The 24,876-nt window shown below is 63.8% G+C and carries 28 protein-coding genes; 24 read left to right on the top strand and 4 right to left on the bottom strand.

The window, feature by feature from the left end; all coding sequences use genetic code 11:
• Positions 1 to 203: 203 nt before the first annotated feature.
• Positions 204 to 650, bottom strand: a complete 447-nt coding sequence (locus ABFY71_RS10305; protein WP_305579328.1) for a MarR family winged helix-turn-helix transcriptional regulator — start codon at positions 648 to 650, stop codon at positions 204 to 206.
• A 333-nt stretch (positions 651 to 983) separates the two neighbouring features.
• On the opposite strand from ABFY71_RS10305, the gene ectA reads away from it, so the two are divergent.
• The 19 genes from ectA (at position 984) to pcaG (ending at position 17,839) form a co-directional block, all read left to right on the top strand.
• On the top strand, positions 984 to 1,538 hold the full coding sequence (ectA, locus tag ABFY71_RS10300) for a diaminobutyrate acetyltransferase (protein WP_347945909.1): 555 nt from the start codon (positions 984 to 986) through the stop codon (positions 1,536 to 1,538).
• Positions 1,539 to 1,585: 47 nt separating this feature from the next.
• Positions 1,586 to 2,875 (top strand): diaminobutyrate--2-oxoglutarate transaminase, encoded by a 1,290-nt coding sequence (ectB, locus tag ABFY71_RS10295; protein WP_347945908.1) that lies wholly within the window; start codon positions 1,586 to 1,588, stop codon positions 2,873 to 2,875.
• Between the two features lie 14 nt (positions 2,876 to 2,889).
• Positions 2,890 to 3,282, top strand: a complete 393-nt coding sequence (locus tag ABFY71_RS10290) for an ectoine synthase (RefSeq protein WP_305579325.1) — start codon at positions 2,890 to 2,892, stop codon at positions 3,280 to 3,282.
• Positions 3,283 to 3,320: 38 nt separating this feature from the next.
• Positions 3,321 to 4,250 (top strand): ectoine hydroxylase, encoded by a 930-nt coding sequence (gene thpD / locus ABFY71_RS10285; RefSeq protein WP_347945906.1) that lies wholly within the window; start codon positions 3,321 to 3,323, stop codon positions 4,248 to 4,250.
• A 70-nt stretch (positions 4,251 to 4,320) separates the two neighbouring features.
• The gene (locus tag ABFY71_RS10280; RefSeq protein ID WP_347945905.1) at positions 4,321 to 5,778 is read left to right on the top strand and encodes an aspartate kinase; all 1,458 of its coding nucleotides are present in this window, start codon (positions 4,321 to 4,323) and stop codon (positions 5,776 to 5,778) included.
• Between the two features lie 67 nt (positions 5,779 to 5,845).
• Positions 5,846 to 6,709, top strand: a complete 864-nt coding sequence (gene ehuB / locus ABFY71_RS10275) for an ectoine/hydroxyectoine ABC transporter substrate-binding protein EhuB (RefSeq protein ID WP_347945904.1) — start codon at positions 5,846 to 5,848, stop codon at positions 6,707 to 6,709.
• 84 nt (positions 6,710 to 6,793) lie between these two features.
• Entirely contained in the window at positions 6,794 to 7,465 is a 672-nt protein-coding gene (gene ehuC, locus ABFY71_RS10270) for an ectoine/hydroxyectoine ABC transporter permease subunit EhuC (RefSeq protein WP_347945903.1), read from the top strand.
• A 3-nt stretch (positions 7,466 to 7,468) separates the two neighbouring features.
• Positions 7,469 to 8,161 carry an ectoine/hydroxyectoine ABC transporter permease subunit EhuD gene (gene ehuD, locus ABFY71_RS10265; protein WP_347945902.1) on the top strand — a complete coding sequence of 231 codons (693 nt, stop codon included), beginning with the start codon at positions 7,469 to 7,471 and terminating at the stop codon, positions 8,159 to 8,161.
• A complete protein-coding gene (ehuA, locus tag ABFY71_RS10260; RefSeq protein ID WP_347945901.1) occupies positions 8,158 to 8,937 on the top strand; it encodes an ectoine/hydroxyectoine ABC transporter ATP-binding protein EhuA in 780 nt (259 codons plus the stop codon). The genes ehuD and ehuA overlap by 4 nt, the downstream gene beginning before the upstream one ends.
• 161 nt (positions 8,938 to 9,098) lie before the next feature.
• Entirely contained in the window at positions 9,099 to 12,038 is a 2,940-nt protein-coding gene (locus ABFY71_RS10255; RefSeq protein WP_347945900.1) for a monovalent cation/H+ antiporter subunit A, read from the top strand.
• The gene (locus tag ABFY71_RS10250; protein WP_305579317.1) at positions 12,038 to 12,370 is read left to right on the top strand and encodes a Na+/H+ antiporter subunit C; all 333 of its coding nucleotides are present in this window, start codon (positions 12,038 to 12,040) and stop codon (positions 12,368 to 12,370) included. Before ABFY71_RS10255 ends, ABFY71_RS10250 begins: the two co-directional genes overlap by 1 nt.
• A complete protein-coding gene (locus ABFY71_RS10245; RefSeq protein WP_347945899.1) occupies positions 12,370 to 13,977 on the top strand; it encodes a monovalent cation/H+ antiporter subunit D in 1,608 nt (535 codons plus the stop codon). The genes ABFY71_RS10250 and ABFY71_RS10245 overlap by 1 nt, the downstream gene beginning before the upstream one ends.
• Entirely contained in the window at positions 13,974 to 14,459 is a 486-nt protein-coding gene (locus ABFY71_RS10240) for a Na+/H+ antiporter subunit E (RefSeq protein WP_347945898.1), read from the top strand. The genes ABFY71_RS10245 and ABFY71_RS10240 overlap by 4 nt, the downstream gene beginning before the upstream one ends.
• A complete protein-coding gene (locus ABFY71_RS10235) occupies positions 14,456 to 14,737 on the top strand; it encodes a K+/H+ antiporter subunit F (protein ID WP_347945897.1) in 282 nt (93 codons plus the stop codon). Before ABFY71_RS10240 ends, ABFY71_RS10235 begins: the two co-directional genes overlap by 4 nt.
• Entirely contained in the window at positions 14,734 to 15,111 is a 378-nt protein-coding gene (gene mnhG / locus ABFY71_RS10230) for a monovalent cation/H(+) antiporter subunit G (RefSeq protein WP_347945895.1), read from the top strand. The genes ABFY71_RS10235 and mnhG overlap by 4 nt, the downstream gene beginning before the upstream one ends.
• 191 nt (positions 15,112 to 15,302) lie before the next feature.
• Complete coding sequence (gene pcaD, locus ABFY71_RS10225) at positions 15,303 to 16,097, top strand: 3-oxoadipate enol-lactonase (protein ID WP_347945893.1); 795 nt, start codon at positions 15,303 to 15,305, stop codon at positions 16,095 to 16,097.
• Positions 16,090 to 16,476 carry a 4-carboxymuconolactone decarboxylase gene (gene pcaC / locus ABFY71_RS10220; protein WP_305579311.1) on the top strand — a complete coding sequence of 129 codons (387 nt, stop codon included), beginning with the start codon at positions 16,090 to 16,092 and terminating at the stop codon, positions 16,474 to 16,476. The genes pcaD and pcaC overlap by 8 nt, the downstream gene beginning before the upstream one ends.
• Positions 16,473 to 17,219, top strand: a complete 747-nt coding sequence (gene pcaH, locus ABFY71_RS10215; protein WP_347945892.1) for a protocatechuate 3,4-dioxygenase subunit beta — start codon at positions 16,473 to 16,475, stop codon at positions 17,217 to 17,219. Before pcaC ends, pcaH begins: the two co-directional genes overlap by 4 nt.
• Positions 17,219 to 17,839 carry a protocatechuate 3,4-dioxygenase subunit alpha gene (pcaG, locus tag ABFY71_RS10210; protein ID WP_347945891.1) on the top strand — a complete coding sequence of 207 codons (621 nt, stop codon included), beginning with the start codon at positions 17,219 to 17,221 and terminating at the stop codon, positions 17,837 to 17,839. The genes pcaH and pcaG overlap by 1 nt, the downstream gene beginning before the upstream one ends.
• A gap of 58 nt (positions 17,840 to 17,897) precedes the next feature.
• On the opposite strand, the gene ABFY71_RS10205 is transcribed toward pcaG, so the two are convergent.
• Entirely contained in the window at positions 17,898 to 18,659 is a 762-nt protein-coding gene (locus tag ABFY71_RS10205; protein ID WP_347945890.1) for an IclR family transcriptional regulator domain-containing protein, read from the bottom strand.
• Positions 18,660 to 18,773: 114 nt separating this feature from the next.
• Here ABFY71_RS10205 and ABFY71_RS10200 point away from each other — a divergent pair, with 114 nt between their 5' ends.
• From ABFY71_RS10200 to ABFY71_RS10180, 5 genes are all read left to right on the top strand, one after another.
• A complete protein-coding gene (locus ABFY71_RS10200; RefSeq protein ID WP_347945889.1) occupies positions 18,774 to 19,496 on the top strand; it encodes a 3-oxoacid CoA-transferase subunit A in 723 nt (240 codons plus the stop codon).
• Positions 19,493 to 20,164 (top strand): 3-oxoacid CoA-transferase subunit B, encoded by a 672-nt coding sequence (locus ABFY71_RS10195; RefSeq protein WP_305579306.1) that lies wholly within the window; start codon positions 19,493 to 19,495, stop codon positions 20,162 to 20,164. Before ABFY71_RS10200 ends, ABFY71_RS10195 begins: the two co-directional genes overlap by 4 nt.
• Position 20,165: 1 nt before the next feature.
• Positions 20,166 to 21,368 carry a 3-oxoadipyl-CoA thiolase gene (gene pcaF, locus ABFY71_RS10190; protein WP_347945888.1) on the top strand — a complete coding sequence of 401 codons (1,203 nt, stop codon included), beginning with the start codon at positions 20,166 to 20,168 and terminating at the stop codon, positions 21,366 to 21,368.
• Between the two features lie 205 nt (positions 21,369 to 21,573).
• On the top strand, positions 21,574 to 22,743 hold the full coding sequence (gene fabV / locus ABFY71_RS10185) for an enoyl-ACP reductase FabV (RefSeq protein WP_347945887.1): 1,170 nt from the start codon (positions 21,574 to 21,576) through the stop codon (positions 22,741 to 22,743).
• Between the two features lie 143 nt (positions 22,744 to 22,886).
• Entirely contained in the window at positions 22,887 to 23,342 is a 456-nt protein-coding gene (locus ABFY71_RS10180; protein ID WP_347945886.1) for a globin family protein, read from the top strand.
• Here ABFY71_RS10180 and ABFY71_RS10175 read toward each other — a convergent pair.
• Positions 23,339 to 24,562 (bottom strand): NnrS family protein, encoded by a 1,224-nt coding sequence (locus tag ABFY71_RS10175; protein WP_347945884.1) that lies wholly within the window; start codon positions 24,560 to 24,562, stop codon positions 23,339 to 23,341. The genes ABFY71_RS10180 and ABFY71_RS10175 overlap by 4 nt on opposite strands.
• A gap of 86 nt (positions 24,563 to 24,648) precedes the next feature.
• A partial coding sequence (locus ABFY71_RS10170; RefSeq protein ID WP_347945883.1) for a Crp/Fnr family transcriptional regulator occupies positions 24,649 to 24,876 on the bottom strand: 228 nt, incomplete at its 5' end.

Here is a 24,876-nt window from a genome sequence, read left to right as displayed (position 1 = left end):
CAGGCCCGGCTGCCGAGTTTCCAACCCCACTGGACAGGCGCCCCCATCCCACGGTCTTCCCGCCCGGCCCTGCGTCGGGGCCGCGTGAATGGCGGGAACGGACACAGTATGGGGCAGGCTAGCGGGGCGGGGACAAGTTTCTGGCGGGCGTGCCCGCGCGATGATCCGGCAACCCGGACGCTCAAAAGGCCGGGACTGAACAGCTAGTCACTGGAGAGCACGGCGGTGGCGTCCAGCACGGCGGCGACGCCCTGTTCGTCATTGCCCAGCATCGCAGCCACCCGCTCCAGCGCGGCGACCAGCATGGCCTGCTCCCAATCCTCGAGTGCCCCGAATTCCTCCTGGAAGCGCGCATGGGCGCCGTCCGGCGCGATCTGCAACACCTTGTGCCCGGCATCGGTCAGGGAGAGCCAGACCTGGCGCCGGTCGGCCTCCCCCTTGCGGCGCTGGATCATCCCCCGCGCTTCGAGCTTTTGCAGCAAGGCGGTGGTGGTGGCCTGGGTGATGCCCATGCGGCCCGCCACATAGCCGGCCGTCTGCTCGCGCTCATCCTCCAACATCTGCAGGAAAATCAGTTGCGAGGGCGTCAGGCCCGTCTCCCGCATCAGGCGCTTGCTGTTGAGCTCGGTGGTGCGCAGAATTTTGCGCATGGCCGTCAAGGCAATTTTTGTACGATTCTGCACCGCGGCACCCATGTCGATCCTCTTTGTTATCCTAGCGCCGCTGCCGCGTGAACCCAAGCACAATAGACGATCACCCTTGTCGAGTTTTGCTTAGATACGACAAAGTAATTTGCCATATCCCGCCATGTGCCTCCGGTGGATAAAATAATCTGCGAAGCGATTTCCATCGAGAAATACGAGGAAATGTGCGGGTTACGGCCTATTAATGCCGTTTCGGAGCGCGGTCCATCGCATAGCGTCGTGTTGACATTTAGTTCTCACAAGCTAAATACATGCCACATGATTGAAGGGAACACCACTGTGAATAGTCCTGGTCGGCGTCTGACAGACGCGTCCGGGAACCCCGCAATCCGGCTGCGTGCCCCGCTGGGAACCGATGGTCCCCGGGTCTGGGCGCTGATCGCGGCCACGCCGGCGCTCGACGGCAATTCGCTCTATGCCAATCTGCTGCAGTGCAGCGACTTCTCGGCCACCTGCGCCCTTGCTGAAACAGATGGCGAACTGGTGGGCTGGATGTCGGGCTACATTCCGCCCATGCAGCCCGACACGCTGTTTGTCTGGCAAATCTGCGTCAGTGACGCGGCACGGGGCCGGGGCCTGGCCGGGCAGTTGATCGGCGAGGTTCTGGCGCGTCCGGACAATGCCCATATCCGGCATATTGCCTGCACCATCACCCAGGACAATGCGGCGTCCTGGGCGCTGTTCACGGCGGTGGCCCGCAAGCTCGATGCGCCGTTGCAGCGGGCCGAACGCTTCGATCGGGCAGCCCACTTTGCCGGGCAGCATGCCAGCGAACTCGGCGTCACCATTGGACCAATTCATCGGGATCGCGTCGACAGCCTCAGCGCTGCCTGACCCGACCTGCACATATTTGACCGACACCCGCCTGGGAGACCTGCTCTATGACCTTGACCAAAACAATTTCGCCACTGGCCACCTTTGACCGCGTTGAAAGCCGCGTCCGCTCCTATTCGCGCAGCTTTCCGAAAATGTTCGACAAGGCGGTCGGCGCCACCATCTACGACACCAATGGCAAGCCCTATACCGACTTTCTGGCCGGCTGCTCGACCCTCAATTACGGCCACAATGATCGCGACCTCAAGGCGGCGCTCATCGAGTATATTTCGGCCGACGGCATTGCCCATGGCCTGGACATGTTCACCGACGCCAAGGAGCACTTCCTGGCCAGTTTCGAGGAGCACATCCTCAAGCCACGCGACATGAAGTATCATGTCCAGTTCACCGGCCCGACCGGCGCCAACGCCGTTGAGGCGGCGCTGAAACTGGCGCGCAAGGTGACCGGCCGCACCAATGTCATCTCCTTCACCAATGGCTTTCATGGCGTCACGCTGGGCGCCCTGGCGGCGACCGGCAATGGCAAGCATCGCCAGGGCGCCTCGACCCCCCTGTCCGGCGTGACCCGCGCCGCCTTTGATGGCTATTACGGCCCCGACATCAACACCGCCGACCTGCTCGAGCGTCAGCTGTCGGACCCCTCCAGCGGCGTCGATGCGCCGGCCGCCATCATCGTCGAGACGGTGCAGGGCGAGGGCGGCCTCAATGCGGCTTCCGCCGCATGGCTGCGCCAGATCGAGGCGATTGCCCGCAAGCACGGCGCGCTGTTCATCATCGACGATATCCAGGCCGGCTGCGGCCGCACCAGCGGCTTCTTCTCGTTTGACGGCATGGGCCTGTCGCCCGATCTGATCACCATGGCCAAGTCGCTGTCGGGCATGGGCCTGCCGCTGGCGGTGACGCTGATCAAGCCCGAGCACGATATCTGGAAGCCCGCCGAGCATAACGGCACCTTCCGCGGCAATAACCACGCCTTCATCACCGCTGCCGCTGCCATTGAGAAATTCTGGAGCAATGACCGCTTCGCCACCGAGGTGGCCGGCAAGGCCGACTATCTGGCTGATCGCCTGGGCGCCATTGCCGAAGAACATGACCTGTCGGTCAAGGGCCGCGGCATGATGCTGGGCGTTGATGCCGGCAGCAGCGAACACGCCGCCGCCATCTGCAAGACCTGCTTTGCCAATGGCCTGATCATCGAAACCTCGGGCAGCTTTGACGAAATCGTCAAGGTTCTGGCGCCCCTCACCATCTCCAGGCAGCAGCTTGCCGCCGGCCTCGACACCCTTGAAGCCGCGTTTGAATCGGCCATGGGCACCCGCCGCGCTGCTGCCGAATAACCAAGGATTTTACCATGATCGTCAGAGATCTTGAAACAGCCCGCACGGGCGAACGCCTGGTCAAGGCCAATGGCTGGGACAGCACCCGCCTGTTGCTGGCCGGCGACGCCATGGGCTTCAGCTTTCACATCACCCGCATCCACGCCAACACCAGCCACGTGTTCCACTACAAGCATCACTTCGAGAGCGTTTATTGCGTGTCCGGCGAGGGCAGCATCGAGGAGCTCGACACCGGCAAGGTTCACCAGATCCGCCCCGGCGTGATGTATGCGCTCGACCAGCACGACAGGCACCGCCTGACCGCACGCAGCGAACTGGTCATGGCCTGCTGCTTCAACCCGCCGGTGACCGGCACCGAGGTCCATCGCGAAGATGGCTCCTACGCCCCCGTGCCCGAAGACGCCTAGTCGCGTCCCTTTTCATCCTCCAATCGAAGGGAAATGACATGACAATGCCCGCTTCCAATCCCGTTGCCCAGGACGACTACCCCACCCGCTTGCCACAGGAACAATGGCTTGAGCGCAAGGACCCCACGGTCTGGGGCAAGTGGTCACCCGAGGCGCCGCTCACCCGCGCCGAAACCCAGTCGTTTGAAAAGAACGGCTACCTCGTGCTCAAGGGCGTGTTTTCCGCCAGCGAGATCGAGGCGCTGCAGGCCGAATCTGCCCGGATGCGCTCGGGCGATGCCGGGCTGGCGCCCGAAAACGTCATCACCGAACCCAATTCGGCCGAAGTGCGCACGGTGTTCCGGCTCGACGAGCAGAACGCCCTGTTTGACCGCCTCGCCCGTGACAAGCGGGTGGCCGGCCGGGTCAGCTATCTGCTGGGCGACGATGTCTATCTCCACCAGTCGCGCCTGAACTACAAGCCGGGCTTCACCGGCAAGGAATTCTACTGGCACTCCGATTTCGAGACCTGGCACGCCGAGGACGGCATGCCGCGCATGCGCGCCATCTCGGCCTCGATCCTTCTGACCGACAATGATGCGCTCAACGGCCCGCTCATGCTGATGCCGGGCTCGCACCAGACCTTTATCGCCTGTGCCGGCGAAACCCCCGAGGACAACCACAAGACCTCGCTGAAAAAGCAGGAAATCGGGGTGCCCTCGCAGGAGAGCCTGTCCAAACTGGCCGGGAAATTCGGCGTCGACTACGCCGCGGGCCGGGCCGGCACGGTGGTGCTGTTTGACTGCAACACCATCCATGGCTCGAACGGCAACATCACCCCGTTCCCGCGCTCGAACGCCTTCTTTGTCTACAACGCCTGGTCCAATCGCGTGGTGGCGCCATTTGCCGCCAACAAGCCGCGCCCGGCTTTCCTCAGCTCGCGCGACCCCGAGGCGCCCATCGAGATCGAGGGTGGCAAACTCGTCTAGGCCGGCCGCCCCGAATTTTTACCCCAAGGCATCGCCTCCCTGGCTGGTCCAGGGAAGCACCGGAGACGACATGACGGAACCACATAGCGGCCATACGGTCGAAAAAATCGGCGGCACCTCGATGTCGCGCACCGCAGAACTGCTCGACACGGTGCTGATCGGCAAACGCCGGGGTGCCGAACTCTACAATCGCATCTTTGTCGTCTCGGCCTATGCCGGGATGACCGACAGCCTGCTCGAGCACAAGAAATCGGGCGAGCCGGGCGTCTATGCCCTGTTCGCCAATGCCGAAGGCGGCTGGAGCTGGGGCAATGCCCTCAACGCGGTGGCCGAGCAGATGTATGCCCAGAACGCCGAGATTTTCAGCGATGAAGGCGCCCGCCAGACCGCCAACCGCTTTGCCCAGGAACGTGTCGAAGGCGTGCGCTCCTGTCTGATTGACCTGTCGCGGCTGTGCTCGTTCGGCCATTTCCAGCTGCAGCAGCACCTGCTCACCGTGCGCGAGATGCTCGCTTCGCTGGGGGAGGCGCAATCGGCTTTCAATACGGCCATGCTGCTCAACATGCACGGCGTCACCGCACGCTTCGTTGATCTGACCGGCTGGCGCGACGACACCCATCTGCCGCTCGACGAGGTGATCACCCGGGCCTTTGCCGATATCGACCTGGGCAGCGAACTGCCCATCGTATCGGGCTATGCCCAGTGCAGCGAAATCCTGATGGGCACCTATGATCGCGGCTATAGCGAGGTGACCCTGTCGCGCGTGGCCGTGGTTACCGGCGCCAGCGAAGCCATCATCCACAAGGAGTTCCACCTGTCCTCGTCAGACCCACGGGTGGTTGGCGTGGATGTGGTGCGGGTGATTGGCGAAACCAATTATGACGTGGCCGATCAGCTGTCCAATATGGGCATGGAAGCCATCCACCCTCGCGCTGCCAAGAGCCTGCGCCAGGCCGACATTCCGCTGCGCGTCAAGAACGCCTTTGACCCCGAGCATGCCGGCACGCTGATCCGTTCCGATCTGCGCGCCCGGGCCCCCCAGGTCGAGATCGTCACCGGGCTGAAGAATGTCTTTGCCTTCGAATTTTACGATCAGGACATGGTGGGGGTCAAAGGCTATGACGTCGGCATTCTCGATGCGCTCAAGCGCCACAGCGTCTGGATCATCTCCAAGACCTCCAATGCCAACACCATCACCCATTTTCTCAAGGGGTCGATGAAGGCCATCCGCCGGGTCGAAAGCGATCTTGCAGCGGCCTTTCCCAACGCCGAAATCAGCCTGCGCAAGGTGTCGATCGTCTCGGCCATTGGCCGTGACCTCAGCGGCACCGCCGTGCTGATGCAGGCCATCAAGGCGCTGGCCGATGCCAGCATCGAGCCGCTCGGCGTGCACGACCTGATCCGCAAGGTGGATCTGCAGGTCGTGGTCGAGCAGGTCGATTTCGAAGCAACCATCAAGGCCCTGCACAAGGGCCTGATCGAGAATTGGGCCCCGGCGCAGCGCGAGAAACTGCACGCCGCCGCCTGACACCTTGCCGGCTGAAATTTCTGGGCTGCAGCCGGTTTACCTGCCCAAATCAACGAGGAGCAACACAATGACGAAATTCGGAACAACTGCACTGATGGCGCTGTCTGCCATCGCCGTGTCCGCAATGGCCTCCACGGCCGTCAGCGCTGCCACGCTCGCAGAGATCAAGGAATCGGGCACCATCCGCATCGCCGTGGCCAACGAGATTCCCTATGGCTATGTCGATCCGAATGGCGAGGCCCTGGGCGCCGGCCCAGACGTCGCCAAGGCGCTGATGGAACAGCTGGGCGTTGAGAATATCGAGTGGGTCACCACCAATTTCTCCTCGCTGATCCCCGGCCTGAAGGCTGATCGCTTCGACATGGTTGCCGCCGAAATGGCGATCCTGCCCGATCGCTGCGATCAGGTGCTGTTCTCGGAGCCCAACAGCTCCTATGGCGAAGGCCTGCTGGTGGCTGAGGGCAATCCCAAGGGCATCCACGCCTATAGCGATTTCGCCGACAATGCCGACTACAAGGTGGCCATCATGGCCGGCGCCGATCAGCTGGAAATGCTGCAGAAGCTCGGTGTTGCCGACGCCAACATGGTGACCATTGCGGCCAATGCCGACGCCATTTCCACGGTCGCCACCGGCCGCGCAGACGCCTATGCTGCTACCAGCCTGACCGCCAGCGGTCTGGCAGACCAGGGCGATGGCGTCGAACTGGCCGGCGACTTCACTGACCCCGTGATTGACGGCGTGGCGGTGCGTAGCTGGGGCGGTTTCACCTTTGCCAGTGGCAATGAGGAACTGCGCGATGCTGTCAATGAGGCCCTCGCCGAATTCAAGCAGACGCCCGAATGGGCCGAAACCCTGTCGGGCTACGGTTTCGCGCAGTCTGACATTGATGGCTCGGGCCAGCGTACCACCGAAGAACTCTGCGCCAAGTAAACTGCGCAAATTGACAAAGTTTTGGGCGGGTGCTCCGGCGCCCGCCCAAGTCGTGTTGCAACGCCGCTCGGCAGGGATCTCCACATGCATTGGACAGATTATATTGCGCCGCTGATGGAGGGTGCCTGGGTCACGGTCCAGCTCACGCTCTACTCCACCGTGCTCGGTACCGTGCTCGCCTTCGCCGCCGGCATCGGCAAGCTGTCGCACAACTGGATCATCAAGGGCGTCTCGGTCGCCTATATCGAAGTGTTTCGCGGCACCTCACTGCTGGTGCAACTGTTCTGGCTCTATTTCGCGCTGCCACTGGCCGGCGCGGCGATAGGCATCGACCTGCGCTTGCCGCCGGTGATCGCCGGCGTGCTGGCTTTGGGCCTCAACATTGGTGCCTATGGCGCTGAAGTTGTGCGCGGCGCCATCCAGGCGGTCCATAGCGATCAGCACGAAGCGGCGCGGGCGCTGAACTTTTCCGCACGCCAGACCCTGTTCAACATCACCATTCCGCAGGCCATTCCCGAGATGATGCCGTCCTTCGGCAATCTGGCGGTACAGAACCTCAAGGACACCGCGCTGGTGTCGCTGATCAGCCTGGGCGACCTGACCTTCCGCGCCGAGCAGATCCGCAATTTCACCCAGGACAGCACGACGATCTACTCCATGCTGCTGTTCACCTATTTTGGCATGGCGCTGGTGGTCACCGCCGCGATGCGACTGCTCGAGCGCTATGTGACGCGCTGGCGCACGGTGGGAGGCTAGCCCATGTTGTTCGGATATGCCTGGGACCTTTCCAGCCCGCTCGCCTTCGCCATCTCCATCATGCCGATCCTGCTGATCGGCATGTGGGTCACCATTCAGGCTGCCGTGCTCGGCTTTTTCGTCGCGCTGGTGCTGGGACTGGTGTTTGCCATTCTCAAAAGCGCGCCCTCGCGCTGGATCTCCTGGCCGGCGACCCTCATCACCGAATTCATCCGCGACACGCCATTGCTGGTGCAGTTGTTCTTTCTCTACTACGTGCTGCCCGAATACGGCATCGTGCTGCCCGCCTTCATGACCGGGGCCCTGGCCCTGGGCATCCAGTACAGCGCCTACACGTCCGAGGTGTATCGTGCGGGTCTGGAAGCGGTGCCCAAGGATCAGCACGAGGCAGCGCGGGCCCTCAACCTGACGGCCGCGCGGACGTTTACCCATATCGTGGTACCGCAGGCCGTGCCCCGCATCGTGCCGGCCATGGGCAATTATCTGGTGTCGATCATGAAGGACGTCCCGGTTCTCTCGGTCGTCACCGTGCTCGAAATGCTCAACGTCGCCAAAATTGTCGGCGATCGCACCTTCAGCTATCTCATCCCGCTGTCGCTGGTCGGTGGCCTCTATCTCATCATGACGCTGGTTGCATCGTCAGGCGTCCGCCTGCTCGATGCCTGGCTGCCCAAGCAGGGGATACCCTTGAAATGACCGACACCACCAATCCGATCATCAAATTCGACAAGGTCATCAAGCGCTTCGGCGATCTGACGGTGCTCAACGAACTCGATTTCGAAGTCAAGCGCGGCGAGAAGGTCACCATTATCGGGCCGTCCGGTTCGGGCAAATCCACCGTGCTGCGCATCCTGATGACGCTTGAAGGCATCGATGGCGGCATGGTCACCGTCAATGGCGAGCCGCTTTGGCACGAGCAGGGTCCCGACGGTCTGCGGCCGGCCAGCGAAGCCCATCTGCGCAAGATGCGCGGGCAGTTGGGCATGGTGTTCCAGCAGTTCAATCTGTTCCCGCATATGAGCGTGCTGCGCAATGTCACCGAAGCACCGGTCAAGGTACTTGGCCTGAGCAAGACGGCGGCCCGCGAGCGCGGCCTGGAACTGCTTGAACTGGTCGGCCTGTCCGATCAGGCCGACAAATATCCGCATCAGCTGTCGGGCGGCCAGCAGCAACGGGTCGGCATCGCCCGGGCCCTGGCCATGCGCCCCAGCATCCTGCTGTTTGACGAGCCCACCTCGGCCCTCGATCCCGAACTGGTCGGCGAGGTGCTGACCGTCATTGGCCGGTTGGCCGAAGAGCATGACCTGACCATGCTGCTGGTCACCCACGAAATGCGCTTCGCCCGAGAAATTTCCGATCGGGTCTGCTTCTTCGATCAGGGCCAGATCCGCGAAGAGGGCACGCCCGAAGAGCTGTTTACCAACCCCAGCGAAGCGCGTACCCGCGAATTTCTGCAGGCCGTACTCGACTAGGGCGCCATCCAGGGGTCAGGCAATTACCTGACCAGCCAGCGCTATGGCCGCGACAGACCATAGCAAATGCCCCGCGTAGTTGATTTCCGGTTGTCTTGCCGCGCAATATGCTTTGTCTAGGCAGATACCCGATTCGATAACGCGAGGAACCGCACCCCAGGATGGCAGGCGATACGATTCTTATTGTCCTGATCGTCCTGCCGTTTGTCGGTAGTCTGGCTGCGGGACTGCTCAAGGCAGGCGCCCGCACCACGGCGGCCCTTCTGGCCGGCACCATTGCGCTGGTCGGCTTTGGCCTGGCCATCGCCAGCTATCCCCAGATCGCCGACGGCCAGATCATCCGCTATGATCTGGCGTGGTTGCCCAGCCTCGGGCTGAACATCGTGTTGCGGCTGAACGGGCTGTCCTGGCTGTTCACGGTGATGGTGACCGGGATTGGCTTTCTCGTCGTCCTCTATGCCCGCTACTACATGTCGCCCAAGGACCCGGTGCCGCGGTTCTTTTCCTTTTTCCTGGCCTTCATGGGCGCCATGCTGGGCATCGTGCTGTCGGGCAATCTGATCCAGCTGGTGATCTTCTGGGAACTGACCGGGATCTTCTCCTTCTTCCTGATCGGCTATTGGCACCATAATTCCACGGCCCGTGATGGCGCCCGCATGGCCCTGATCGTCACGGGCGCCGGTGGCCTGGCGCTGCTGGTGGGCATGCTGCTGATCGGCCATATCGTGGGCAGCTACGATCTCGATGTGGTGCTGGCCGCTGACGACACCATCCGCGATCACCCGCTCTATCTGCCGCTCCTGCTGCTGGTACTGTTTGCCGCCTTCACCAAAAGTGCCCAGTTTCCGTTCCATTTCTGGCTGCCCCGCGCCATGGCGGCGCCGACGCCCGTGTCGGCCTATCTGCACTCGGCGACCATGGTAAAGGCCGGCGTGTTTCTGCTGGTGCTGCTCTGGCCGGTGCTGTCGGGTACGGCAGCCTGGCTCTGGATCGTTACCTATGTCGGCCTGGCCACCCTGCTGATCGGCGCCTATTCGGCAATTTTCCAACACGATCTCAAGGGCCTGCTGGCCTATTCCACCATCAGCCATCTCGGCCTGATCACCACGCTGATCGGCATGAGTTCGCCGCTGGCGCTGGTGGCGGCGATTTTCCACATCGTCAATCACGCCACCTTCAAGGCCTCGCTGTTCATGGCCGCCGGTATTATCGACCACGAAACCGGGACACGCGACATCCGCCGGCTCAGCGGACTGTTCGGCTTCCTGCCCTTCACCGCCACCCTGGCCATGGTGGCCGCGGCGGCGATGGCCGGCGTGCCCCTGCTGAACGGCTTCCTCTCCAAGGAAATGTTCTTCGCCGAGACCGCGCTGCGCAATTCCAACCCGTTCTACAATATCTCGCTGCCGGTGGTGGCCGTGCTGGCGAGCCTGTTTGCCGTCACCTATTCGCTGCGCTTCATCCATGGCGTGTTCTTTGGCCCACCCCCCACCGAACTCGACCGCGTGCCGCATGAGCCGCCCGCCTTGATGCGCCGGCCCATCGAAGTTCTGGTGCTGATCTGCCTGCTGGTCGGGGTTATTCCCGGCATTACCATAGGCCCCTATCTGGGCAGCGCGGTGCTGTCAGTGCTGGGGCCAGACGCCCCCTATTACAGCCTGTCGGTCTGGCACGGTTTCACCACCCCGTTGCTGATGAGCTTTGCGGCGCTGTTGGGCGGCATCGTCCTTTATCTGGCGCTGCAACCCTATCTGGCGCGCGGCATCGACGGCGCGCCGCTGATCCGCGGATTGGCGGCGCCCCGGGTCTTCGAGCGGCTGCTGATCCTGTTGTCGGTGAAATGGGCCAAGGCGCTGGAGCGGGTGTTCGGCACGCGCCGGCTGCAGCCGCAGCTGGCCATTCTGATCAGCGTTGCCGTCCTGGCCGGCGCTCTGCCCCTCATGGCCGGCCTGGGGCCGATCAGCCTGTCGCTGGCCGATGCCGATCCCGCGCTGGCGGTGGTCTGGGTGGTCGGCACCATTTGTGCCATCGGCGCGGCAATCCAGGCCAAGTACCACCGTCTGGTCGCGCTGATGCTGATGGGCGGCGCCGGTCTGGCCACCAGCATCACCTTTGTCTGGTTCTCGGCGCCCGATCTGGCGCTGACCCAATTGCTGGTCGAGATCGTCACCACGGTGCTGATCCTGCTCGGCCTGCGCTGGTTGCCCAAGCGTGACGAGGCCGCCAGGATCGACATCGCACGATCACGCGGCGCCCGTTTTCGCCGCCTGCGCGACGTGGTGCTGGCCGTTATTTTCGGCACGGGTATCGCGCTGATCGCCTATGCGGTGATGAGCCACGACGCACCCGATTCCATCTCCCGCTTCTTCCTCGACAACGCCTATGCCCTGGGAGGCGGCCGCAATGTGGTCAATGTCATCTTGGTGGATTTCCGGGGCTTTGACACGCTGGGCGAAATCACCGTGCTGGCCATCGTGGCCCTGACCACCTTCGCCCTGTTGCGCCGCTTCCGTCCCGCCGCCGACAGTATCGAGCGCCCGGAGCAGCAACGCATCCAGCGCGAATTCGAGGCCGGCCGCAGCTCCGAAGCCGATGCCGAGGGAACGATCGTCTCCAATTTCCTGTTTGTGCCCTCGGTCATCATGCGCTGGCTGTTTCCGGTGATCATCGTGCTGGCGCTGTTTCTGTTCCTGCGCGGCCATGACCAGCCGGGGGGCGGGTTCATCGCCGGGATCACCATGTCGATTGCCTTCGTGCTGCAATATCTGGGGGGTGGCACGCGCTGGGTGGAAGAGCGCCTGCGCATCCTGCCCACCTACTGGATCGGCGCGGGCCTGTTGATCGCCCTGCTGACCGGCGCGGGCGCCTGGCTGTTCGGGGCGCCCTTCCTGACCTCCAGCTTCCAGTATCTGGACCTGCCGCTGCTCGGCAAAGTGCCGCTGGCCAGTGCGCTGCTGTTTGATCTGGGGGTTTTCGTACTGGTGGTCGGCGCGACCGTGCTGATCCTGATCGCCATTGCCCACCAGTCGATCCGCGGCGCCAAGCCGGCGCGGTTGCGCCCGGTCCCGGTCGCGCCACAAAAAAGCGGGGAGCCCCGGTAATGGCCATGATCCTGGCGATCAGTATCGGTGTGCTGGCCGGCTCGGGCGTGTGGCTGATCCTGCGCCCGCGCAGCTTTCAGGTCATTATCGGGCTGTCGCTTCTGTCCTATGCCGTCAACCTGTTCATCTTCAGCATGGGACGGCTGCGCAGCGGCGCGGCCTCCATTGTCAATGGCAGCAGTGACCTTGGCGCCTATGCCGATCCCTTGCCCCAGGCGCTGGTGCTGACCGCCATTGTCATCGGCTTTGCCATGACGGCCCTGTTTCTGGTGGTGCTGCTGGCCTCGCGCGGGCTGACCGGCACCGACCATGTCGATGGGCGCGAGCGCTGATGCTGGATAGCCTGCTGACCCATCTCACCATCCTGCCCATTGCCCTGCCGCTGCTGGCGGGGATAATTCTGGTGCTGATCGAAGATCGCCACCATGTGCTCAAGCTGACGATCAGCATCGTGGCGACGCTGGTCCTGCTGGCCGCCTCCGTGGCCCTGCTGGTGGACACCAATGCCGGCGGGTACAACATCAGTACCTATCAGCTCGGCAACTGGCCGGCGCCCTTTGGCATCGTGCTGGTGGCCGATCGTCTCTCCACCATGATGGTGGTGCTCAACGCGGTGCTGGCGCTCAGCGCGGCGCTGTTTGCCAGTGCGCGCTGGGCGCGCGCCGGGCAACACTTCCACACCCTGTTCCAGCTGCTGCTGATGGGCGTCAACGGCGCCTTCCTCACCGGCGATCTGTTCAACCTGTTCGTATTCTTCGAAGTGCTGCTGGCCGCGTCCTATGGCTTGATGCTGCATGGCTCGGGCAGTCTGCGGGTTCGGGCCGGGCTGCACTATGTTGCGGTCAATCTGGTCACCTCGGCGCTGTTCCTGATCGGCGTGAGCCTGATCTACGGGGTCACCGGCACGCTCAACATGGCTGACCTGGCGCTGCGCATTCCCCTGGTGCCCGATGACAGCCGCATGCTGCTCGAAGCCGGTGGCGCCATTCTGGGCATCGCCTTTCTGGTCAAGGCCGGCATGTGGCCGCTGAGCTTCTGGCTGCCCACCACCTATGCGGCGGCCAGTCCGCCGGTCGCCGCGATGTTTGCGATCATGAGCAAGGTCGGCGTCTATATCATCCTGCGTCTCTCGCTGCTGCTGTTTGGTCTGGAGGCCGGCGTCTCCGCCCATTTCGGCGGCCAGTGGCTGCTCTATGGCGGCATGGCGACCATCGCCTTCGGCACCATCGGCGTGTTGTCCTCCCAGGGCATGGCGCGCATGGCCGGGTTCAGCGTGCTGGTGTCATCGGGCACCTTGCTGGCAATGATTGGCTACGAGAATGCCGGGGTGACTGCTGGCGCCCTGTATTATCTGGTCAATTCCACGCTCGCCCTGTCGTGCTTCTACCTGCTGGTGGAACTGGTGGAACGCGGGCGCGGTGCCGGCGCTGATGTGCTGGCGGTGACGCTGGAAGCCTTTGGCGATGACGGCGAGCCCGAAGAAGAGGTCGGCGTCGCCACGCCGCGAACGCTGGCCCTGCTGGGCATGGCTTTCGTCATCTGTGCCATCTTGCTGGCGGGCATGCCGCCGTTTTCGGGGTTCCTGGCCAAGTTTGCCATGATTGGCGCGGTGCTCAACCTTGAGGGGCTGGGCGCCAGCGAAGCGGTGTCGGGGGCCAGCTGGTGGCTGGTGGCCCTGCTGATCATTTCCGGGCTGGCCGCGATGATCGGCCTGCTGCGCGCCGGCATAAACACCTACTGGATTTCCTTTGATGCCGAGGTGCCGCGCATTCGCGTGGTGGAAATGCTGCCGGTGCTGCTGCTGCTCGGCCTCTGCCTGACGCTGACAGTGCTGGCCGGTCCGGCGATGGGCTATATGCAGGCCACCGCGCAGGATCTGCATGTCCCCATCGGTTATCTCGGCAGCGTGCTGGCCGGCGCGGATGGAGGGGTGCCATGATGAAGCGGCTATGGCCCTATCCACTGCTCTGGCTGGCAATGCTGGGCATGTGGCTGCTGCTGGATGGCAGTTACAGCCTGGGGCAGTTGCTGCTCGGCGTCATCATCGCCAGCCTGGCCTGCTGGGCCGTGGCCGCCGTCGAGCCTCCCCAGCCGAAAATCCGGAATGTTGGCGCCATTGCGCGATTGCTCTGGCGGGTGGTCATTGACGTGGTGGCGTCCAATATCGCGGTGATTGCACTGATCCTGCGGAGCCGGCCACCGCGCTCGGTCTTTGTGACCATCCAGCTTGAACTCAAGGAGCCCAACGCACTTGCAGTGTTGGCCTGCATCGTCACAGCGACCCCGGGAAGCGCCTGGGTTCACCACAATTCCCGGCTCGGCACCGTGATGATCCATGTGCTCGATACGCCGGACGGCGCAGTCTGGGCGGCGGCCCTCAAGACCAATTATGAGCAGCGTCTGATGGAGATATTCCAATGAGCGGCGTCATTATTTTCTGGTCGGTCACCGGTGCCCAGATCATGCTGGCCCTGGCCATGGCAATAGCCTGCTGGCGCCTGCTGCGCGGGCCGCGCGCGCAGGACCGGGTGGTCGCCGTCGACAGCCTTTACGTCAGCGCGGCGCTGCTGCTGGTGACCATCGGTATTCGCACCACCAGCCTGTTCTATTTCGAGGCGGCCCTGGTCATCGGCCTGCTGAGCTTTGTCGCCACCGTCGCGCTGGCCAAGTTCGTGATGCGCGGGGAGGTCATCGAATGATTGATGCGTCGAGCTTGCCGGAATGGGCGGCCGTGCTGGTTGCCGTGCTGGTGCTGGCCGGTGCCGCCATTACCTTGATCGGCACCATCGGGCTGGCCCGTTTTTCCACCTTCTATCAGCGCGTTCACACGCCCACGCTCGGCACCAGCCTGGGGGCAGGACTGTTGCTGGCCGGCTCGTCGCTGTATTTTTCGGTGGCGTCGGGTCGACCCGTGCTGCACGAAATCCTGATCTTCATCTTCATCTCCGTGACCACGCCGGTGACGCTGATGCTGCTGGCGCGCGCCGCGCTGTATCGTGACCGCGCCGAAGGCAATGAGGGCGTACCCGGCACCGACCAGGAAGCTGTCGAGGACGCTACGCGCATCCTATAGCGCCGCCCGGGCGCCGTACTGCTACCGACGCGCGACGCCGGGATTGCTGGCAAATGCGGTCGCTGGTTATGTGATATTGCAGTCTGACCGGTCTCTTCCCAGTTTACATACCCTATAGGTTATGTCTGTCCCGGCACTCATCATTTTACTTGGGCGTCGGCAGGCCCTTATATCGTGGGTGAGGAGATGGCATGAGTTTCGTTCGGATCAATGGCGTGCTGCTGCACTACCGTCTGGCCGGCCCTGCCGGGGCGCCGGTTGTTGCGCTGGTCAATTCGCTGGGCACCGATGCGCGCATCTGGGATGGCGTGATCGCACAGCTGTCCAGCCGCTACCGCGTGCTGTCCTATGACAAGCGCGGCCATGGCCTCAGCGACACGCCACCAGGCGACTATGCGCTGGCCGACCATGTCGATGACCTGCTTGGCCTGCTCGATCATCTGGGCCTGCAGCGGCTGGCCCTGGCCGGGGTTTCGGTGGGCGGGCTGATTGCGCAGGGGTTTGCCTTGCGCGCGCCCGACCGCCTGACGGCGCTGGTATTGTGCGACACCGCAGCCAAGGTGGGCGACACTGCCGGCTGGAATGCCCGCATCGATGCGGTGAGCAAGCACGGGCTCGGCTCGATCGCCGATGCGGTGATGGCGCGCTGGTTCAGCCCGGGTTTCCTCGAGCAGCGGCCCGACGACGTGGCTGGCTGGCGCAATCTGTTTGTGCGCAGCGACCCCGCCGGCTACGCCGCGACCTGTGCGACGCTGCGCGACACCGATTTGACCGACGAGATCGACGCCATCACCACACCGACTCTGGTGCTGGTCGGCGAAGCCGATCTATCAACGCCGGTCGAGCTGGTCCGGGCCTGCGCCGATGCGATTGCCGGCGCTCGTTTTGAGATACTGCCCGGCGTCGGGCATATTCCATCCATTGAACAACCGGCGGCGCTGGCCGCGTTGATCGAGCATTTTCTCGGAGAGAATTCTCATGGCTGAAACCACGCTCTTTGAGCAGGGCATGGCAACCCGCCGCGCCGTGCTGGGCAACGGACATGTCGATGCCGCCACGGCGCGCAAGACCCCGTTCGACGCCGATTTTCAGACCTTCATCACCGAAGGGGCCTGGGGTTCGGTCTGGTCGCGGCCGGGGCTGACCAGGCGTGAGCGCTCCATGGTGACCATCGCCTTGCTGGCGGCATTGGGACATGATGAGGAAGTGGCCATGCATGTGCGGGCCTGCGCCAATACCGGCTGCACGCCGGACGATATCAAGGAAGCCCTGCTGCACGTGGCAGTCTATGCCGGCGTTCCGGCCGCCAATAGGGCCTTCGGGGTGGCAAAGGAAGAACTGGCCAAGTTGGAGACGAAACGATGAGCGATATCATCCTGCCGGGCGCTGACGGCGTCCTTTATCAGCGAGACCGCGCCTGGCATCCGCCAGCCAATACCCCGGGCTACAAGAGCACCACCTTTCGGGCGCCCAGGAACGCTCTGCTGTCGCTGAGCGGCACGGCCTCTGAACTGACGGGGCCGACCTTCGGTCACTCCGCCATCAACCCGCTGGATAACGACCTGATCCGCAATTACAGCCAGGATGGCAGCGAGGCCATCGGCCAGCGGCTGATCGTCTATGGTCAGGTGCTCGACGAGAATGCGCGGGCCGTGCCCAATACGCTGGTGGAATTCTGGCAGGCCAATGCGGGTGGCCGCTATCGGCACAAGAAGGAAGCCTATCTCGCCCCAATCGACCCCAATTTCGGCGGTTGCGGCCGGGCCATAACCGATGAGAACGGCTTCTATTCGTTCCGCACCGTCAAGCCGGGCGCCTACCCCTGGCCCAATGGCGTCAATGACTGGCGGCCGGCCCATATCCACTTCTCGGTGTTCGGCCATGCCTTCGCGCAGCGCCTCATCACCCAGATGTATTTCGAGGGTGACCCGATGATCTGGCAATGCCCCATTGTCGGCTCGATTGCCGACAAGTCGGCCATTGACCAGCTCGTGGCCCGGCTCGACCGACACAACACCACGCCGATGGATGCGCTGGCCTACCGCTTCGATATCGTGTTGCGCGGCCGCCGTTCGACCATGTTCGAGAACAAGCTGGAGGGGAACTGATGTTGCACCCGGTTCCGACGCTGAAAGAGACGCCGTCACAAACCGCTGGGCCCTATGTCCATATCGGGCTGACCCCCAACTTTGCCGAGATCAAGGGCGTCTATGACACCGATCCCGGCAGCACCATGCTGACGCCCGACACCAAGGGCGATCGCATCACCATTGTCGGCAAGATTTTTGATGGCGCGGGCGCGCCGGTCAATGACGCGCTGGTCGAGCTATGGCAGGCCGATGGCGATGGGTCCTATGTGGCGCCCATGGCCCCGAACTCCAATTCGGCGCCTGCCTTTACCGGCTGGGGCCGCCAGCCAACCAATGGCGATGGCGTGTTCAGCTTCGAGACCATCAAGCCCGGCCCGGTGCCTGGTCCTGATGGCAAGCCCATGGCGCCGCATGTTAATCTGTGGATTGTGGCGCGCGGCATCAATATCGGGCTGCAGACCCGGCTCTACTTCGAGGATGAGGCCGAGGCCAATGGTCAGGACTATGTGCTCAACAAGATCATGGACCCGCGCCGCCGGCTGACCCTGATCGCCCGCAAGGAGGCCGGCGATGTGCCGCGCTACGTGCTGGAGATTCACCTGCAGGGCGACAAGGAAACGGTGTTCTTTGATATGTAACGACGCCTGAGTGAGCGCCGCTGGACCGCGCTGTTGCGGGCTGGCGGCGCTCACAGTGTCAGCTGAGCAGGGCCCGCAATTGGTCCTGCACCAGCTTGAGGGCTGGCAAATAGAGCGTGGTCAGCTCCTCGCTGCGCGCCTGCGTGGCCGCTACGCCAACATTGAGCGCCGCCACGACAGCGCCGCGGGCGTTGAAAAGCGGAATGGCGATCGAGCGCAGCCCCAGTTCCACCTCCTGATCGATCAGTGCATAGCCCGCCTCGCGCACCCGGGCCAGCTCGGCCATCAGTGCCGGTATCGCCGTGATGGTGTGGCTGGTCCGCGCCAGCAAGGGTGTGCTCGTCAACACGGCGCGCGCCTCCGCTTCGGGCAGCGCGGCCAGCATCACCCGTCCCATCGAGGTGCAGAAGGCCGGCAGGCGTGAGCCGGGCATCAGGCCAATGGACATCACCTTGCGCTGGGCGGCGCGCGCCACATAGACAATCTCGCTGCCATCCAGAATGGACACCGAGGAGCTTTCACCCAGCTGGTTGGACAATTGGTCGAGCAGCGGCTGAATCACCTGGGGCAGCGGCATGGTGGCAAGACAGGCCGTGCCCAGCCGCAGGACGCGCGGCGTCAGGGTGAAATACTTGCCGTCATAATCGGCATAGCCGAAATGCGACAGCGTCAGCAGGCAGCGCCGCGCCGTGGCCCGGTCCAGTCCCGATGCCGTGGCCACCTCGGCGATGGATTGGCGCGGTCGCTCGGCGGTGAAGGTCTCGATGGCCAGCAGGCCCTTGGCGAGGCCGCCCATGATGTCGCGCTCGGCAGTGGCCATGGTCGCTCCAGTTTGTGCGATATGTCAACAAATGCACAATATCGCACAGATTGACTTGCAGGCCAATCGCCCCCGGGCTTAGGTCAGGCCAATCCACACCGAGGAAATCTGGCCATGGACAAGACTGTTCCCGATCTTGCTGCTGCACTGGCGGACATTGCCGATGGCATGACGCTGATGATTGGCGGCTTTGGCGGCGCTGGCGCGCCGATCGAGCTGATTCATGCGCTGATCGATCGCTTTCGCGCTACCGGCAGCCCGACCAATCTGACCATCGTCAACAACAATGCCGGCAATGGCCGCATTGGTATCGCCGCCATGATCGACGCCGGCATGGTCGCCAAGATGATCTGCTCGTTTCCGCGCTCGGCCGATCCGCGCGCCTTTACCGAAAAATACCTCGCCGGCCAGATCGAGCTTGAACTGGTGCCGCAGGGCACTTTGGCCGAGCGCATCCGCGCTGGCGGCGCCGGCATCCCGGCCTTCTACACGCCCACCAGCTATGGAACCGATCTGGCCAAGGGCAAGCCGGAAGCCGAGTTCGACGGTCGCATGTATGTGCAGGAACGCTGGCTCAAGGCCGATGTGGCCCTGATCAAGGCAGAACTGGCCGACCGCCAGGGCAATCTCACCTATCGCAAGGCGGCGCGTAATTTCTCCCCCCTGATGGCGGCTGCTGCCGGCCTCACCGTGGTGCAGGCAATGCGCGTGGTGGAGCCGGGCGCGATCGACCCCGAGCAGGTGATCACACCCGGCTTGTTTGTGAACCGCATCGTCGAGATCGCCGATGCCCAACAGGAAGAGGCGCTGATGCGCGCCGGGGTGGCTTACTCATGAGCAACAAACTCTCCAACGCCCAGATCGCCTGGCGCGCCGCGCAGGACATCGAGAACGAGGCCTATGTCAATCTGGGCATCGGCTTTCCCGAAATGGTGGCCAAGTTCCAGCCACCAGGCCGCCAGGCCATTTTCCACACCGAGAACGGCATCCTCAATTTCGGTGAATCCCCGCCCGAGGGCGAGGAGGACTGGGATCTGATCAATGCCGGCAAGAAAGCGGTGACGCTCAAGCCCGGCGCGGCGTTTTTCCACCATGCCGACAGCTTCGCCATGGTGCGCGGCGGGCATCTGGATGTGGCGATCCTGGGCGCTTATGAAGTCGCCGAGAATGGCGACCTGGCCAATTGGAGCACCGGCCCCAAGGGCGTGCCCGCCGTGGGCGGCGCCATGGACCTGGTGCATGGCGCCAAACGCGTGGCGGTGATCACCGATCATGTGACCAAGCATGGCCAGCCCAAGCTGGTGAAACGCTGCAGCCTGCCCCTGACCGGCGTCGGCTGCGTTACCCGGATCTATACCAGCCTGGCCGTTATCGACATCGTCGACCAGCGCTTCGTGCTGCGCGAAAAACTTGCCGGCCTCAGCCTGGAAGAACTGCAGGCAGTGACCGGCGCCGAACTGGTGATTGCCGGCGATATCGCCGACCTCGTAGCCCCGGAGATCTGAGATGGCAGAAGCGTTCATCTGTGCCTATAAGCGCACCCCCATTGGCCGCTTTGGCGGCGCCCTGTCGTCGGTGCGTCCCGACGATCTTGGCGCCATCCCCCTCAAGGCCCTGATGGCCGAGCATGTCGGCGTCGATTGGGAAGCAGTCGACGACGTGATCTTTGGCAATGCCAATCAGGCTGGCGAGGACAATCGCAATGTGGCGCGCATGAGCCTGCTGCTGGCCGGCCTGCCGGTCAGTGTCACCGGCACCACGATCAACCGGCTGTGCGGCTCGGGCATGGACGCCATCATCACCGCCGCGCGGGCCATCAAATCGGGCGAAGCCGAACTGCTGATCGCCGGCGGCACCGAATCCATGAGCCGCGCGCCCTTCGTGCTGCCCAAGGCCGAGAGCGCCTTTTCGCGCAAAGCCGAAATCTATGACACCACCATCGGCTGGCGCTTCGTCAATCCCCTGATGCAGTCGCTCCATGGCGTCGATTCCATGCCCGAGACCGGCGAGAACGTGGCGCAGGAGTTTGGCGTGTCGCGCCAGGCGCAGGATGAATTTGCCGTGCGCAGTCAGGACAAGGCGCTGGCCGCCCAGCAGAACGGTCGACTGGCCAGGGAAATCGTGCCCGTCACCATCGCGCAGAAAAAGGGCGACCCCGTCATCGTCGATACTGACGAGCATCCGCGCGCCGGGACGACGCTGCAATTGCTGGGCAAGCTGCGCGCGCTGTTCCCCAATGGCACGGTGACCGCCGGCAATGCCTCGGGCGTCAATGATGGCGCCGCCGCGCTGATCATCGCCTCCGAAGCGGCCGCCAGGAAATATGGCCTGACCCCAATCGCCCGCATTCTGGGCGGCGCCGCTGCTGGCGTGCCGCCGCGCATCATGGGCATGGGGCCGGCCCCGGCGACCAAGAAACTGTGCGCCCGCCTCGGCCTGTCGCCCCGTGATTTCGACGTCATCGAACTCAATGAGGCCTTTGCCAGCCAAGGCATCGCCGTGCTGCGCGAACTGGGCCTGGCCGAGGATGCGGCGCAGGTGAACCCCAATGGCGGTGCCATCGCCCTGGGCCATCCGCTCGGCATGAGCGGCGCCCGCATCGCCGGTACCGCGGCGCTGGAACTGGCGCTGGGTGGCGGCAAGCGGGCCCTGGCCACCATGTGCATCGGCGTCGGCCAGGGCATCGCCGTGGCGCTCGAACGGGTCTGAGGCCGCCGCCGCGCACCTCCGGTGCAGGGGCGAGGCAAGGGCCCCGCGCCCCGGTGGCAATTGCCGTCGGACCGGCCAAATGCTTGCCGAGAACGACGTTTCTCGGCAAGGTCGCGCTGGCGCTCAGTGCCACATCGGGCTAGAACCCGATAGATTCACAGGCGCCCCCTGACGAACAGGGGCAGGTTAGTGCGGAGATGACACAGTGATTATTGAACCAAAGATTCGCGGCTTCATCTGCACGACCGCCCACCCCATTGGCTGCGCCACCAATGTCCAGCGCCAGATCGACCATGTGGTCGTCACCGGCCCGATCACCTCCAGCCGCAAGCGCGTTCTGGTGCTTGGGTGCTCGACGGGCTATGGCCTGGCCTCGCGCATCGTCAATACCTTTGGTTCAGGCGCCGACACCATTGGCGTGTCATTTGAAAAAGAGCCCAGCGAAACCAAGACGGCCTCTGCCGGCTGGTACAATAACCGGGCCTTCGAAAAGCGGGCCAAAGCGGCGGGGCGTGTCGCCATCACTGTTGAAGGCGATGCCTTTTCCGATGCCATCAAGGCCGATACCATCGCCCAGATCCGCGAGCATCTCGGCCAGATCGATCTGATCGTTTATAGCCTGGCCTCGCCCGTTCGCACCGATCCCAAGACCGGCGAGGTCTATCGCTCGGCCATCAAGCCGATGCAGTCGGCGGTGCGCTCCAAGACCCTCAATACCGGCACTGGTGAAGTCAGCGAAGTCGAGATCCAGCCGGCAACCGCCGAGGAAGCCCAGGCCACCGTCAAGGTGATGGGGGGCGAGGACTGGGAGCTGTGGATCGCCGCGCTGTCGGAGGCCGGCGTGCTGGCCGATGGCTTTCTGACGCTGAACTATACCTATCTGGGGAGCGAGCTGACCTGGCCCATCTACAACAAGGGCACGCTGGGCCGCGCCAAGGCCGACCTTGACCGCGCCGCCGCCGCCATCCGCAGCCAGTTTGGCGCCGACAGTGCCTATGTCGTGGCGCTCAAGGCGGTGGTGACCCAGGCCAGTTCCGCCATTCCCGTCGTGCCGCTCTATGGCACGCTATTGCTTCGGGTGATGGATGAAATGGGCCTTGGCGAAGGCTGCATCGAGCAGATCGACCGGCTGTTCCGCGACAAGCTGCAGCCACCGGTCGTGCTCGACGCCGACCATCGTGTCCGCGTCGATGACTGGGAATTGTCCAGCACCGTGCAGGATGAAATGACCTATCGCTGGGGCCTGTTGTCGACCGAGACCCTGGCCAATCTGGCCGATCTCGACAAGCACCGCGCCGAATTCCTCAAGCTGTTTGGCTTCGGCCTGGGCGGCGTAGACTACGCGGCCGACGTCGATCCGCGCGATATTGGCTGATCGCCGGAACGGGCAGGGACCGGCGCGCAGGCAATCAACGCAGCGATCTCTGCCCTGTTTGTTCGGGATCAACCTCGCCGCAGGCGGAACAGACTAGAACTGGCCCTTCATCCACTGTCCGTTGCTGGAAGAGGCATATCGTCGTGCCAAGTTCGCCCATTGCCCCATCGAACTATTTTGACGAAGCCGACCTTGATGCACTGGTGCGCGAATTCAGCGAACGCCTCCGCCGCGATACCAGCCTGCGACCGGTGCTGGATCGATTGATCGGCAATCGCTGGGAAGACGCCGAAGCAACAGTCGGCGCCTTCTTGCGGGCCACCTTGTTCATGCTCGATTGCCCGCAGCTCGATGACGACTGGTTTGACCGCGCCGCGCTGGCGCTTGACCAGACGGCGCTGGAGCGCCTGGGCGATATCCTGCTCGATTGCGCCCTGGTGGCATTGCCGCTGCACAGCGCGGCGGTGATCGCCGATATCGGGGACGCCCTGACGCGCCAGTTGGGCGATGTGGTGGCGCTGCAGGGCGCCGCCCGGCAGGATCGTCTGTTGCAGGTGCGTGGCCGCCTGAGGGCAGGGGCGCTGATGGCGCGCCTCTAAGGCCTGATGGGACGCTCCCGCCGCTGTCCCCAGAGCAGCGGCCCATATTCGATCACATAGAGCGAAAAGGCGAGCATCCAGCACACCCCGCTCAGCGTGAGCAGCTCCAGGTGCATCGCCGGCCACAGGCTGGTCATCGGACGCAGCACGGCTGCGGTCAACAGCGCCAGATAGCTGATGCTGGTCAGGCGCGAGGCTGCCAATGGCTGGCCGGTATGGCCGCGCGTTGCCCGCGTCATCATCGCCAGCGTCATCACGCCAATCGCCCCGACGGTGAACACATGCAGTGCCGCCACCGGCTCGAACCAACCCAGTTGCGCCAGAGCGATCAAGGCAAACCCCAATGGCACGAAGCCATAGCCAAAATGCAGGATGAGCACGAGCTTTTCGTCCCAGCTCTGCCACCCGCACCAGCGCCATAGCCGCATCAGATGCAGCACCGCAGCCAGCCCGCAGGCCAGGCCGGTCCACAGGGTTTCCGGCGTCGTGACCCAGAGCAGCAAGGCGGCCAGACCCGTCAACAAGACAATGGTGTCAAACCGGTCATACGGCGCCGGCAAGTGGTCAATATGGCGTTTGGCCAGCCAGTTGCGGGTGAAGCTGGGCACGACACGGCCGCCCATGATCGATACCAGCATGACATAGGCGCCGACGGCCAGCCGGTTGGCGAAACCAACATCGCCGCCGGTGGCGATCAGGGTATGGAAGCCGATATTGGCCAGCGCCAGGGCGGCAAGGCCCGCGAGGATCTTGACATCCTTCCACTTGCGGCCGGCAATAATCTCCCGGGCGCAGATCGCCAGCAGCAGGGGCAAGAACGCGGATTCGATTGCCAGCGACGCCAGCAACCCCAGGCCATCGGGCGCCAGCATGGCGAGCCGGCCCGCACACCAGGCAGCAAACAGGATCACCAGCGGCAGACCCGACACCGGCAAGCGGCCGGTCCAGTTGGGCACGGCGGTGAGCAGAAATCCCGCCAGCGCTGCCGAACCATAGCCAAACAACATCTCATGGGCGTGCCAATAGGCCCCGCCATAGCTGCCGCCAATCTCCCAGCCCGCCGCCAGGGCGCCGATCCACAAGGCCATGGCGGCAACCGCCCAGATCCCGGCGGCAAGAAAGAATGGCCGAAAGCCGTAGGAAAACAGCACCGGTCCGCTGCGGGCAATGCCGCGCGGCACGGGTTGACGTTTCTTGGCTATGGCGTCGGTTGGCGGCATGCCCGATCTCCTGCGAGCCACTTGGCTCGGTAGGCGTCTAGCGGCTCGGGCCAGCAGTATCGTTGCGTTGGCGCAAGCAGTATCGGCTAATCGCCCTCGGCCAGCTCACGCAAGGCAGTGGCATCGCGTACCAGCAGCTTCTGCCGGCCGCCCTTGACCAGTCCCTTGGCCTCCCAGGCACTCAGGATGCGCGACACCGTGTGCAAGGTGGTGCCGGTCATTTCGGCGATGTCCTGCCGCGAAATCGGGAAATCGATGCGGATGCCGGCGCTCTCGGTCTTGCCCGCCTGGATGATCAACCGGAGCACGGCGTG

This window comes from Devosia alba (assembly GCF_039938915.1).
Taxonomy (GTDB): Bacteria; Pseudomonadota; Alphaproteobacteria; order Rhizobiales; family Devosiaceae; genus Devosia; species Devosia alba.
Note: the sequence above shows the minus strand (reverse complement) of the source record. Positions and strands in the feature narration are given on the sequence as shown.